The sequence below is a fragment of the Vibrio sp. 10N.286.52.F8 genome, assembly GCF_041468745.1.
GTDB lineage: Bacteria > Pseudomonadota > Gammaproteobacteria > Enterobacterales > Vibrionaceae > Vibrio > Vibrio crassostreae_C.
In genome coordinates this window covers 1-12,341 of sequence record NZ_JBFRJF010000006.1, presented here as the reverse complement: position 1 = coordinate 12,341, position 12,341 = coordinate 1, and the positions used below count along the sequence as shown (strand labels likewise).

The window sequence follows — 12,341 nt, the reverse complement described above, 5'->3', positions numbered from 1 at the left end:
TTTGATGGCTCTCATGAAGGTAGAATACTTATTTAAAGGCTTTAGTTCGTTTGAGTGGTTAGGCTCAAGTCTAAAGCGCTTAAATAAGTAGACAGGGCAATTAGCTACCCTGTCTACAGACTGCTTTTGATGAATTAAGTTCGTTAATTCTTTAGCAATTGCATTGTGCTAACGAAATTAGTTAGCAACGATGTTTAGAAGCTTACCTGGTACGAAGATAACTTTACGGATAGTTAAGCCATCTAGGAACTTCTTAGCGTTCTCATCGTTTAGACCAAGCTCACGAACTTGCTCTTCTGTTGCATCAGCAGCAACGGTTAGTTTCGCACGTAGCTTACCGTTGATCATAACAACGATAGTTTTCTCGTCTTCAACTAGCGCTTTCTCATCGAAAGTTGGCCATGTTGCTGAGTCTACGTTTGATTCACCAAGTGCAATCCACATTTCGTAAGAGATGTGTGGAGTCATTGGGTAAAGCATGCGTACTACCGCTTTTAGCGCTTCGTCAAGGATTGCACGGTCTTGTGCAGATTCTTGAGGTGCTTTCGCCAGCTTGTTCATCAGTTCCATGATTGCAGCGATTGCCGTGTTGAACGTTTGGCGACGGCCAATATCGTCCGTTACTTTCGCGATAGTTTTATGGATATCACGACGAAGTGCTTTTTGGTCGCCAGATAGCGCAGAAGCATCAACAGATTCAGCAGCACCCTTAGAAGAGTGAGCGTGAACCAATTTCCAAACACGTTTAAGGAAGCGGTTAGCCCCTTCAACGCCAGACTCTTGCCACTCAAGCGTCATGTCTGCAGGTGATGCAAACATCATGAATAGACGTACTGTATCAGCGCCGTACTTGTCTACCATCTCTTGTGGGTCGATACCGTTGTTCTTAGACTTAGACATTTTGATCATGCCTGAGTGTTCAACTTCACGACCTTGATCGTCGACTGCTTTTTCGATGCGACCTTTACCGTCACGTTCAACCGTTACGTCAGTCGGTGCAATCCACTCTTTGGTGCCTTTTTCGTTTTCGTGATAGAACGCGTCAGCCAGAACCATGCCTTGACATAGTAGTTGCTTGAACGGTTCATCAGACGTCACGTAGCCAGCATCACGTAGAAGCTTATGGAAGAAACGAGAGTAAAGCAGGTGCATACAAGCGTGCTCGATACCACCAACGTATTGGTCAACTGGTAGCCAGTAGTTTGCTTTCTCTGGATCTAGAATGTCGTCTGCTTGCGGTGAACAGTAACGTGCGTAGTACCAAGAAGACTCCATAAACGTATCGAACGTGTCAGTCTCACGTAGAGCGGGTTCGCCGTTGAATGTTGTTTCAGCCCAAGACTTGTCAGCCTTGATTGGGCTCGTTACGCCATCCATTACTACATCTTCAGGAAGAATGACTGGCAGTTGGTCTGCTGGTACTGGGTGAACTTCACCGTCTTCAGTGGTTACCATTGGGATTGGAGCGCCCCAGTAACGTTGACGAGATACACCCCAGTCACGTAGACGGAAGTTTACTGTCTTCTTACCTTTGCCTTCAGCTTCAAGCTTCGCAGCAATTGCATCGAATGCTTCTTGGAACGCAAGACCATCGAATTCACCAGAATCAAACAGTACACCTTTTTCAGTGTAAGCCGCTTCAGACACGTCTAGTTCAGAACCATCTTCAGGTTTGATTACTGGGATGATATCGATGCCGTACTTAGTTGCGAACTCGTAGTCACGTTGATCGTGAGCAGGAACCGCCATTACCGCACCTGTGCCGTAATCCATAAGTACGAAGTTTGCTACGTATACAGGAACAACACGACCGTTAAGAGGGTGGATAGCCGTTAGGCCAGTATCCATACCTTTCTTTTCCATCGTTGCGAGTTCAGCTTCAGCAACTTTAGTGTTACGACACTCTTCAACGAATGCAGCAAGCTCTGGGTTGTTCTTCGATGCTTTCTCTGCAAGAGGGTGACCTGCAGCGATACCAACGTAAGAAACACCCATTAGTGTATCTGGACGTGTTGTGTACACTTCTAATGGTGCTTCTTCGCCGTTAACAGCGAAAGATAGCTCAACACCTTCAGAGCGGCCGATCCAGTTGCGCTGCATGGTCTTAACCATTTCAGGCCAACCTTCAAGGTTGTCTAGATCGTCTAGTAGCTCTTGAGCGTACTCAGTGATTTTAATAAACCACTGTGGAATTTTCTTTTGCTCTACTGGAGTGTCACAACGCCAGCAACAACCGTCTTCTACTTGCTCATTTGCCAGTACTGTTTGGTCGTTTGGACACCAGTTCACTGAAGATGTCTTCTTGTAAACCAGGCCTTTTTCGTAAAGCTTAGTGAAGAACTCTTGTTCCCAACGGTAGTACTCTGGAGTACACGTTGCGAATTCACGGTTCCAGTCGTAACCAAAGCCTAGAAGCTTAAGCTGGTTCTTCATGTACTCAATGTTTTCGTAAGTCCATGGTGCAGGTGCTGTATTGTTTTTAACAGCGGCGTTTTCTGCAGGTAGGCCGAATGCATCCCAACCAATTGGCTGCATTACGTTTTTGCCTTGTAGACGTTGGAAACGAGATACCACATCACCGATGGTGTAGTTACGCACGTGACCCATGTGCAGTCGGCCACTTGGGTAAGGGAACATAGAAAGACAGTAGAATTTTTCTTTGTTTGGGTCTTCACTTACAACGAAAGTCTCGCTGTTATCCCAGTGTTGTTGAACCTTTTGTTCAATCTCTTGCGGGTTATATTGTTCTTGCATCGATGGTATCCGGTTATCTTGGAATTTGTGAGTTCGGTTAGAACAGAATCTTACAGATCGTCATAGAATACCTAAAGGAGCTGAGTACAACAATAGTTATACCCTTCATACTTGCAGTTGCCGCTTAGTAGATTGTGTAATTTTCACTGAATTTCGCAGGGCAACTATACTTAAGAGTATGAATTGCATTTGTTTGTAAGCGGGAGTGCATTGCAGCGCATCCGTTTGCTCACTAAAAGGTTGGTTATCTTAAGGAGGTTGTTATGCCGAAGAAAAAAGCGCTCTATGAAGAAGTCGTCGAAGAGGTGATTGAAACGCTGAAGCATAGCCCTGAAGAGCTCAACAACAAAATCGAAACGTCGGGCAAGTTTGCGAAAGCAGCTAATGATATGACTAAAGATGAGCTTTCATTGATCTCTGCCTACGTGAAGTCGGACTTAAAAGAGTTTTCCGAAAGCTATGAAGAGAGTAAAAGCGGTCCATTCTATTTGATGATTGCGGACTCTATTTGGCAAGGGCTGTTGGATATTACTGATCGTACTAAGGTGGAATGGGTTGAACTGTTCCAAGACTTAGAACACCAAGGCTTGTATCAAGCGGGTGAAGTCATTGGCTTGGGAACCTTAGTATGTGACGAGTGTGGTCACCAAACCGAATATAACCACCCAACCAATATCATTCCATGCATTAAATGTGGTTCTAAAGGGTTTAGTCGTAAAGCCCTTAAACCGTAAGCTTCTGAACCATAGCGTATCAACGCAAAACCACAGCAATGAAAAAGGGTTGACCCGATCAGTCAACCCTCAAATCACTTTTCGTCGAATCTAGCTTTTTGGCTTTCTAATTACCCAACCAATCACCAAGCTGAGCATCGCCCAGATATACAGTGGCCAAGTACCTACTGTGTGATAAGGCGTTTGACCATCCGTTGAAATGAGTTCAGCTTTTAACACTGCCGTTTCAAACTGAGGCACTTGCTTGATTATATTGCCTTTGTAATCAGTAACTGCCGTCACACCGTTGTTGGTCGAGCGAATAACCGGCTTACCAAGCTCCAGAGCACGCATCTGTGCAATTTCCATATGTTGCAGAGGGCCAATCGAACGACCAAACCACGCATCGTTAGAGAGCGTTAAAATAAAGTCAGTCTCGTCGGTTACGTTCTGTCTAACTTGATCATTAAAGATGATCTCGTAACACAACGCAGGCGCTAAGTGACGACCATTTGCCACGATGTTGGGTTGAACAAAGTCGCCACGGCTAAATGATGACATTGGCAAATTAAAGAAAGGTGCTAATGGGCGCAAGATATCTTCAAACGGCACAAACTCACCAAATGGTAACAGGTGGTGTTTATGGTAGCGTTCGTCTGGATCGTAGCTGTACTCACCATATGGATTCACGCCGATAGAAAGAACACTGTTGTAGTATTTCTTATCTTCAGACTGATTCAGTACACCGGTAATGATCGAGCTGTTGTTCATCTTCGCTGCGCTATCCAAGTTACGTAGGAAAGATGGGATCTCAACTTCGAATGCTGGAATAGCGGCTTCAGGCCAGATGATGATGTCCGCTCCCCAATTTTCTCTGCTTAGGTCGGTGTACTTCATCATGGTCGGCCAGCGATGACTCGGCAGCCATTTGCTGTCTTGATCGACGTTGCCTTGGATTAAGACGACTGACGTGGTTTTTTCAGGGTTCGGCGTGACCCAGTCGATGTTGCGAATACCAAAGCCTGCACTAAATACGACGGCGGGAATGAGAGCGATGCTCCAAGCTCGGTTAACAATCGCATAAGTGAATGCAGAGGCTGAAACAATGATCGCTAAAGTTACTAGATCTACGCCGCCAATCGGTGCAAATGAACCTAATGGCGAATCGATTTGGCTGTAGCCTAACCAAAGCCAAGGAAAGCCCGTCATTACCCATCCACGCAGCCAATCGCTGACTAACCACAATGCAGGAGCTGCGAGGAAAAAGCGGCTTAGGTTATTGGCAGGGAAGAATTTATTCAAACCCCAGGTAAATAGCCCTGAATAAACGGCTAGGTAGCCAACAAGCAATGCCATCAAAAATAGGTTGGCTGCCAGTGGCATGCCGCCAAAACCATCAATGCTGACGTATACCCAGCTGATACCTGTGGTGAATTGACCTAAACCCCATGCGTAGCCAATCCAAAGCGCACTTTTAGGAGAGCGGTTGTGGATCAGTAACAGCAACAAAGCTGGGCTGAGAATAGCAAGAGGCCATATAGAGTATGGAGCGAATGAAAGGGTGGTTATAGCGCCAACAAAAACGGCCGCAAGCGGCCGTAATAGGCGATGAATAAAGGTATTAGTCATCTAATTTCTGTCATCTCTTTAGAGAGAAGTTGTTATTCTTCGATAGTCGGAAGAGGCTGTTCGTCAGGAATGGTTACCTGTAGCTGAATCACACGACGGTTATCTGCTGATGTTATTTTGAAATGGTAGTTTTCGATTTCTACAATTTCGCCACGAACCGGCAGGTGGCCGAGTGCTGTCATAACCATGCCGCCTACCGTATCCACTTCGTCGTCACTAAAGGCAGTGTTAAACGTATCGTTGAACTCTTCAATAGTGGTTAAAGCTTTTACAGAGAAGGTATGCTTACTCAGCTTACGAATATCTAGCTCTTCTTCATCGTCGAACTCGTCTTCAATTTCACCAACGATTTCTTCGAGGATATCTTCAATGGTTACCAGGCCAGAAACTCCACCAAACTCATCGACAACGATAGACATGTGGTAACGCTCTTCTTGGAACTCCTTAAGCAGGCGATCAACTCGCTTACTTTCAGGAACAACCACGACAGGGCGAATCACTTGTTCGATATCAAATGGAGCACTTTCTGAACCCAAATACTTAAGTAGGTCCTTCGCTAATAGAATGCCTTCAACATGGTCTTTATCTTCACTGATCACTGGGTAGCGAGAGTGTTGAGCATCAGTAATGAGCGCAATCAATGTATCTAGATCATCTGTGCGTTCAACTGTAACCATTTGAGAGCGAGGCAGCATGATATCGCGTACTCGCATCTCTGAAATTTCCATAACACCCTCGAGCATGTCGCGTGTGTCGTGGTCAATTAGGTCATTAATTTCTGAGTCGCGGATTACATCTACGAGCTCTTGGCGATCTTTTACTTCACCTTGAAATAGTTGGCCTAGGCGTTCAAAGAAGGACTTTCTACTCGGACCTTCAGATTTTTTACTTCCCTCAGAAGTGGGGGGGTTACCTTCGTTCATGATTTCTCAAAAAATAACGCTATCAGAAGTGTGATAGCACACGTTACAACTCAGATTCCTGTGAAAATCACAGGTTCGATGAGTTATTGTTTCTCTGCAACCTACTTTACTAGAATCAATTTACTTTTCTAGAATGTAAGGGTCTTCAAACCCCATAGATTGCATGATTTCTGTCTCGAGTGACTCCATCTCTTCAGCTTCATCATCTTCGATATGATCATAACCTAGCAGATGCAGACTGCCATGTACAACCATATGAGCCCAGTGTGCTAGCAGAGGCTTACTTTGCTCTTCTGCTTCTTTTTCGACAACTTGGCGGCAGATAATGAGGTCGCCCAGTAGATCTAACTCGATCCCTGGAGGAGCCTCGAATGGAAAAGACAACACGTTAGTTGGCTTATCTTTGCCACGATATTCATGATTGAGCTGGTGGCTTTCTTGTGTATCAACGATACGAACCGTCAACTCAGCGTTCTCTTGAAACTGAGGAATTGTCTTGTCCAACCAAAGCTGAATATCTTGCTCAGTTGGAAGACCTTGCTCATTTTCGACCGCTAATTGCAGGTCTAGTTCAATAGACATCTATTTATCACCTTGTTCTGCAATTACAGAGCTATTTTGTGTTGCTAATTGTGTCGTAACTACCTGCTGAGCCTCAAGAAGTTTGGCTTCACGCTCTTCACGTTTACGCTTTTCAAACTCTTTGCGCTCTTTCTGGTCTTTTGCTTCCCACTTCTCGTATGCGTTGACGATACGAGCAACTACAGGGTGACGAACGACGTCTTCAGACATGAAGAAGTTAAAGCTAATGTCGTCGACTTCATTGAGCACTTCAGTCGCATGGCGTAAGCCTGATTTTGCACCACGAGGTAAATCGATTTGCGTAATATCACCTGTGATCACAGCGCGTGAGTTAAAACCGATACGGGTTAAGAACATCTTCATCTGTTCTACCGTGGTGTTTTGGCTCTCATCAAGAATGATAAACGCATCATTCAATGTACGACCACGCATGTAAGCCAGTGGCGCAACTTCAATTACGTTACGTTCAATCAGCTTCTCAACTCGCTCAAAGCCAAGCATCTCAAACAGCGCATCGTAAAGTGGACGTAAATATGGGTCTACTTTTTGGCTTAAATCACCCGGTAGGAAACCAAGCTTCTCACCGGCTTCAACAGCAGGACGAGTCAGTAGGATTCGGCGAACCTCTTGGCGTTCAAGTGCATCAACTGCTGCAGCAACGGCTAAGTAGGTTTTACCTGTACCTGCTGGCCCAATACCAAAGGTGATGTCATGAGTCACCATGTTCATTAGGTACTGTGCTTGGTTTGGCGTTCGAGGTTTGATGACGCCTTTTTTAGTCTTAATGGTCACTTCTTTGCCGTAGTCAATTTCAGACTCGACGTGTTGCTCCAAAATGCCTGACTCGGTGATCGCCAGATGTATTTGCTCTGGTTCGATATCGATTATGTTGCCTTTAACTGGAGCCGTTTCAACATAGAGGTGTTTTATGATGTCTAAAGCTGCGGCTGTAGTGTGAGGCTTACCAACAATGGTGAAAAAGTTGCTACGGTAATTAATCTCAACGCCCAGACGACGCTCAAGATGCTTGATGTTGTCGTCAAATGGTCCGCATAAACTTGCCAAGCGCTTGTTGTCTGCTGGTTCTAGATTTATCTCTAAGGTAACGATTTTATTGCTCAAATTAGCCTCTCATTTTGTGCCACTCACTCTTAAATAAAACAAAGAGCAAAAAGCCCGATTTAGACCGGGCTTCTGATGGTGATATCCCTATTTCTAAGATGGTCACTTAGTTAGGTAATTTCAAGCTTTGTGTTTGCGCTTTGTGCTCAAACAGTTGTATTGCCTATGGCGTAAATGTCGCTACACCTAGCTCGTCTTCGCGTTTTGTGTTCGCCATCATTTGAGTCGGCGAGATCACGCTGCGAAGATCCATGTCTTTCTCAGTACGTACTATTTCACCACGGAGTGAGTTAGCAAATACTTCTGTGATTTTCACGTCTACGAACTGGCCGATAAGGTCAGCAGAACCTTCGAAGTTCACTACGCGGCTGTTTTCAGTACGGCCGCGAAGTTCCATTAGGTTCTTTCTTGATGGGCCTTCAACAAGGATACGTTGCTCTGTGCCTAACATTAGACGAGAGAAACGCATAGCTTGTGTGTTTACCGTTTGCTGCAGTTCGTACAGACGATCTTTCTTCTCTTGTGCTGGTACATCACATGGGTAATCTGCCGCTGGCGTACCTGGACGTGGAGAGAAAACAAAGCTGAAGCTCATATCGAAATCAACGTCTTTAATTAGCTTCATTGTATCTTCGAAGTCTTGCTTAGACTCACCAGGGAAACCAACAATAAAGTCAGAGCTGATTTGAATGTCAGGGCGAGCTTTACGCAGTTTACGGATAATAGATTTGTACTCGATAGCCGTATGTGGGCGCTTCATCATCGTAAGAATACGGTCACTACCACTTTGTACTGGTAGGTGAAGGAAGCTCACTAGCTCTGGTGTGTCTTTGTAAACTTCAATGATGTCGTCACCAAACTCAAGCGGGTGGCTTGTTGTGAAACGAATACGGTCGATACCGTCGATAGAAGCAACAAGACGAAGCAGTTCTGCGAATGAACAGATATCGCCTTCGTGTGTTGGACCGCGGTATGCGTTTACGTTTTGACCTAGCAGGTTAACTTCACGTACGCCTTGCTCTGCAAGTTGAGCAACTTCGAAAAGTACATCATCCATTGGACGGCTAACTTCTTCGCCACGTGTGTATGGTACAACGCAGTAAGTACAGTATTTAGAACAACCTTCCATGATAGAAACGAACGCCGTCGCGCCTTCAGCTTTTGGCTCTGGCAGGTTATCGAACTTTTCGATCTCTGGGAAAGAGATATCCATTACTGGCTTTTCGTTAGACAGTGATGATTTAATCATCTCTGGCAAACGGTGTAATGTTTGTGGGCCAAAGATAACGTCTACGTAAGGTGCACGTTGACGAATGTGATCACCTTCTTGAGTCGCTACACAGCCACCCACACCGATCACCACACCTTCTTTTTTATCTTTAAGCGTTTTCCAACGACCAAGCTGGTGGAATACTTTTTCTTGCGCTTTTTCGCGGATAGAACAAGTATTCAATAGTAGTACGTCTGCTTCCTCAGGTACTTCAGTTAGCTCATAGCCATTTGCAGCGTTAAGCAGGTCGGCCATTTTTGATGAATCATATTCATTCATCTGACAGCCCCAAGTTTTAATTAGCAGTTTCTTACTCATTATATGTTCGCTCGATCGTTAGTTTAATTTAAGGGAGCAAATCGCCCATTATTCATCCGCTAGCCCCGTTTGTCATAATTCGGTATTCAATTTTATGACAGGCTCTAGCGGCAAGCGGCGTATTGTACTGGTTTCAAAACCGACTGACTAGTAGTCTGAACAAATCTCTTATGTAGTGGTTTTTATTATCGTTAACGCCATATGCCATAAGGGATAACCCTTTTTTCGAATAAGGTTTTTGGTTACAAGTTAGTTATGAAAAAGTACAATCAAAAACAGTCAAAGAATCAAACTGATAAGTACGAAATATGAACAGTTACGATATTGTAGTAGTCGGTGGCGGCATGGTTGGCGCAGCAACAGCAATCGGTTTTGCAAAGCAAGGTCTGAGTGTTGCGGTGATCGAAGGTTTTGCCCCACAAGCTTTTGATGAATCGCAAGCGATGGACATTCGTGTGTCAGCGATTTCTCAAGCATCGGTCGATTTGCTTGAAGATCTTGGTGCATGGCAAAGTATTGCAGCAATGCGAGTGTGTTCTTATAAACGTTTAGAGACGTGGGAGCACCCAGAGTGTCGTACTCGATTTGATGCTGCCTCACTAGACCTTCCTCGTTTGGGCTATATCGTTGAGAACAGACTCATTCAATTAGGTTTATGGTCTCAATTTGATGCCTACGACAATCTCGAACTGTTATGCCCAGAAAAGCTCGATGTGATTGAGTTTGGTGAAATCAATATCGTAAAGCTTCAATCAGGGGCTGAGTTGTCTGCGAAGTGGGTGGTTGGTGCTGATGGTGCGAATTCAGCCGTTCGCCAACAAGCTGGAATTGGCATCACGGCTTGGGATTATCGACAACACTGTATGCTTATCAATGTAGAAACAGAACAACCTCAGCAAGATATTACTTGGCAGCAATTTCTACCAAGTGGCCCTCGTTCATTTTTGCCTTTGTGTTCTCTAACCTCTGACGGTCAAGAAGTCGGGCTGGGCTCGTTAGTTTGGTATGATTCTCCACTGCGTATTAAGCAACTGTCAGCAATGGCCCCTGAAAAACTACGTAACGAAGTACTTACTCACTTTCCTAAAGAGTTAGGTGATATCAAAGTCTTGAATTCGGGTTCTTTTCCTCTGACACGACGTCATGCTCAATCATACTCGAAGAATAACTGTATTTTGGTCGGAGACTCTGCGCATACCATCAACCCTTTGGCTGGGCAGGGTGTTAACTTAGGCTTCAAAGATGTATCAGTACTGCTGGATGTCACCAAAGAAAAGGGTGAATTGAACCAGTCTGTAGCAAGACGCTATGAAGTGATAAGAAGAGGCGACAATCTAATGATGCAAAGTGGCATGGATTTCTTCTACAAGACATTCAGCAACGACATTGGTCCACTGAAATTTGTACGTAATGCTGCTCTAAAACTAGCTGAAAATTCAGGCCCGATTAAAGCTCAAGTATTGAAATACGCTTTGGGTCTCTAATTGAGCGTTTAAGACTGCTTATGAAAAGAAGGAGAGCGAATGCTCTCCTTTTTTGTATCAGATGACTACTATCGCTGTTGCGTCACACAAACCGGTGCATCGATCTCTAAAGAGTACCCTGTATAAACCAAAGACCCATCTTCATTATCTCGCTTGAATGAGGTGATGTTGTTGGAGTGCTGGTTGGCGGCGATAAGCCATTTCCCATCGTTCGTTATATGGAAGTCTCTTGGGAATTTGCCTTCAGTGTCGTAGCTATCAATGAAAGTCAGCCTTTGAGTCTCAGAGTCGATTTTGAAGCTACTGATTCTTGATTGGTGTCGACATGACACATAAAGGAATTGCTCATCAGGCGATAGCTTAATCGCAGCTGCGGCTTCTCCCTTCTCCATATTAGGCAATGCATCAATCTCTTCCACTACATTCCAAATGCCTAAAACCTTTTCCAAAGTCAGCAACGTTTCAGAGAGTTCACAGACCACATAGGCTCTGTCTTCAGCTTTGTTAAAGATTAAATGGCGAGGTCCATTGCCGGCGGGCACCTTAATAGACTGCATTGGCTCATCAAGGAACTCTTCTTGCTCTTCATCAAAGCAATAGAAGTTGATGCGATCGGTGCCGAGATCGACAGTCACAAACTGTGGTGAGTTTTGTAAGAACAGGCATTGATGGGCGTGTGGGCTAGTTTGTCTCTCTTTGTTTGGCCCGGAACCAACCATCTGGATTGTTTTGAGTCGTTTATCGATGCTGCCGTTGATACTTAAGCTAAAAATATCGAATGTGCCTGATGAGTATTGCGACGTGATAGCAAACTTATTGTGTGGATCTATCGCGACGTGACAAGGGTGATCTCCCGAGATGAGGCTTGTATTGTGTGTTAGCTGTGAATCAACATTAGGTATATGAATGAGCTGGGGCTGTTTTTGCTGGTCCACTTCCGATGCAGTATAGATCCCAGTCTTTGTTACAGTAATAAAAGAGGGGTTAGTACATTTGATGATCAGCTCTAGAGGTAATAGTTTTCCTGTTTCTAGATCTAACTGAGTTTGATAAACACCTTGGCTTTTACTTGGTGTATCTGTGTAGCAACCGATCGTTAAGGGGAGGGGTTTCATAGGCTAGTCATACTCAATTAGAAAATGGAGCTGACATTGTCTTATAAAATCGTATTAAAAGTGAGGTTATAGAAGAGAATACTTGGTGACTTGGCTAGCAGATTTGCATATTCCAGATAAAACAAAACCCAGCTAAAAAGCTGGGTTCTATTTAATAATGGTGCGGTCGGAGAGACTTGAACTCTCACACCTCTCGGCGCCAGAACCTAAATCTGGTGCGTCTACCAATTCCGCCACGACCGCAGCAAAGCTTTATAGTCATACTGAATATTGGTGATTCAATAAAACGTTGTATAAGTGGTGGCTACTGCGGGATTTGAACCTGCGACCCCATCATTATGAGTGATGTGCTCTAACCAACTGAGCTAAGTAGCCATAATAAATCTAATAGATTCACTATTTGTTCTCTAATGAAAGAGAAATAATGGTGC

Annotated in this window: 9 protein-coding genes and 2 tRNA genes; 2 read left to right on the top strand and 9 right to left on the bottom strand. The window is 44.5% G+C overall.

The genetic code is table 11. The features are described from left to right. Positions 1 to 177: 177 nt before the first annotated feature. Positions 178 to 2,754 (bottom strand): leucine--tRNA ligase, encoded by a 2,577-nt coding sequence (leuS, locus tag AB4133_RS02025; protein ID WP_048614215.1) that lies wholly within the window; start codon positions 2,752 to 2,754, stop codon positions 178 to 180. Between the two features lie 263 nt (positions 2,755 to 3,017). Here leuS and AB4133_RS02020 point away from each other — a divergent pair, with 263 nt between their 5' ends. Beyond that, positions 3,018 to 3,488 (top strand): zinc ribbon-containing protein, encoded by a 471-nt coding sequence (locus AB4133_RS02020; protein ID WP_017062329.1) that lies wholly within the window; start codon positions 3,018 to 3,020, stop codon positions 3,486 to 3,488. Between the two features lie 90 nt (positions 3,489 to 3,578). Here AB4133_RS02020 and lnt read toward each other — a convergent pair whose 3' ends face one another. The 5 genes from lnt to miaB all read right to left on the bottom strand — a co-directional run bounded on the left by lnt (position 3,579) and on the right by miaB (position 9,311). After that, complete coding sequence (lnt, locus tag AB4133_RS02015) at positions 3,579 to 5,096, bottom strand: apolipoprotein N-acyltransferase (RefSeq protein WP_136974119.1); 1,518 nt, start codon at positions 5,094 to 5,096, stop codon at positions 3,579 to 3,581. A 32-nt stretch (positions 5,097 to 5,128) separates the two neighbouring features. Beyond that, positions 5,129 to 6,019, bottom strand: a complete 891-nt coding sequence (gene corC, locus AB4133_RS02010) for a CNNM family magnesium/cobalt transport protein CorC (protein ID WP_012603382.1) — start codon at positions 6,017 to 6,019, stop codon at positions 5,129 to 5,131. A gap of 120 nt (positions 6,020 to 6,139) precedes the next feature. Further along, on the bottom strand, positions 6,140 to 6,601 hold the full coding sequence (ybeY, locus tag AB4133_RS02005) for an rRNA maturation RNase YbeY (protein WP_012603383.1): 462 nt from the start codon (positions 6,599 to 6,601) through the stop codon (positions 6,140 to 6,142). Continuing rightward, positions 6,602 to 7,723, bottom strand: a complete 1,122-nt coding sequence (locus tag AB4133_RS02000) for a PhoH family protein (RefSeq protein WP_017064169.1) — start codon at positions 7,721 to 7,723, stop codon at positions 6,602 to 6,604. Positions 7,724 to 7,886: 163 nt separating this feature from the next. Beyond that, a complete protein-coding gene (miaB, locus tag AB4133_RS01995) occupies positions 7,887 to 9,311 on the bottom strand; it encodes a tRNA (N6-isopentenyl adenosine(37)-C2)-methylthiotransferase MiaB (protein WP_372223868.1) in 1,425 nt (474 codons plus the stop codon). A 308-nt stretch (positions 9,312 to 9,619) separates the two neighbouring features. On the opposite strand from miaB, the gene AB4133_RS01990 reads away from it, so the two are divergent. Next, positions 9,620 to 10,795, top strand: coding sequence for a 2-octaprenyl-3-methyl-6-methoxy-1,4-benzoquinol hydroxylase (locus AB4133_RS01990; RefSeq protein WP_017064167.1), 1,176 nt, complete (start codon positions 9,620 to 9,622; stop codon positions 10,793 to 10,795). Positions 10,796 to 10,863: 68 nt separating this feature from the next. Here the strand turns inward: AB4133_RS01990 and AB4133_RS01985 are convergent, their stop codons facing one another. From AB4133_RS01985 to AB4133_RS01975, 3 genes are all read right to left on the bottom strand, one after another. Next, positions 10,864 to 11,910, bottom strand: a complete 1,047-nt coding sequence (locus AB4133_RS01985) for a lactonase family protein (RefSeq protein WP_017071286.1) — start codon at positions 11,908 to 11,910, stop codon at positions 10,864 to 10,866. Positions 11,911 to 12,068: 158 nt separating this feature from the next. After that, a tRNA-Leu gene (locus AB4133_RS01980) sits at positions 12,069 to 12,153 on the bottom strand. Between the two features lie 55 nt (positions 12,154 to 12,208). Further along, positions 12,209 to 12,285 (bottom strand) — tRNA-Met (locus tag AB4133_RS01975). Between the last annotated feature and the right edge of the window lie 56 nt (positions 12,286 to 12,341).

Coding starts and splice junctions, on each gene's coding strand:
- miaB (WP_372223868.1), bottom strand. CDS start 9,311: ATGAGTAAGAAACTGCTAATTAAAACTTGGGGCTGTCAGATGAATGAA.
- AB4133_RS02020 (WP_017062329.1), top strand. CDS start 3,018: ATGCCGAAGAAAAAAGCGCTCTATGAAGAAGTCGTCGAAGAGGTGATT.
- AB4133_RS01990 (WP_017064167.1), top strand. CDS start 9,620: ATGAACAGTTACGATATTGTAGTAGTCGGTGGCGGCATGGTTGGCGCA.
- corC (WP_012603382.1), bottom strand. CDS start 6,019: ATGAACGAAGGTAACCCCCCCACTTCTGAGGGAAGTAAAAAATCTGAA.
- lnt (WP_136974119.1), bottom strand. CDS start 5,096: ATGACTAATACCTTTATTCATCGCCTATTACGGCCGCTTGCGGCCGTT.
- AB4133_RS01985 (WP_017071286.1), bottom strand. CDS start 11,910: ATGAAACCCCTCCCCTTAACGATCGGTTGCTACACAGATACACCAAGT.
- leuS (WP_048614215.1), bottom strand. CDS start 2,754: ATGCAAGAACAATATAACCCGCAAGAGATTGAACAAAAGGTTCAACAA.
- ybeY (WP_012603383.1), bottom strand. CDS start 6,601: ATGTCTATTGAACTAGACCTGCAATTAGCGGTCGAAAATGAGCAAGGT.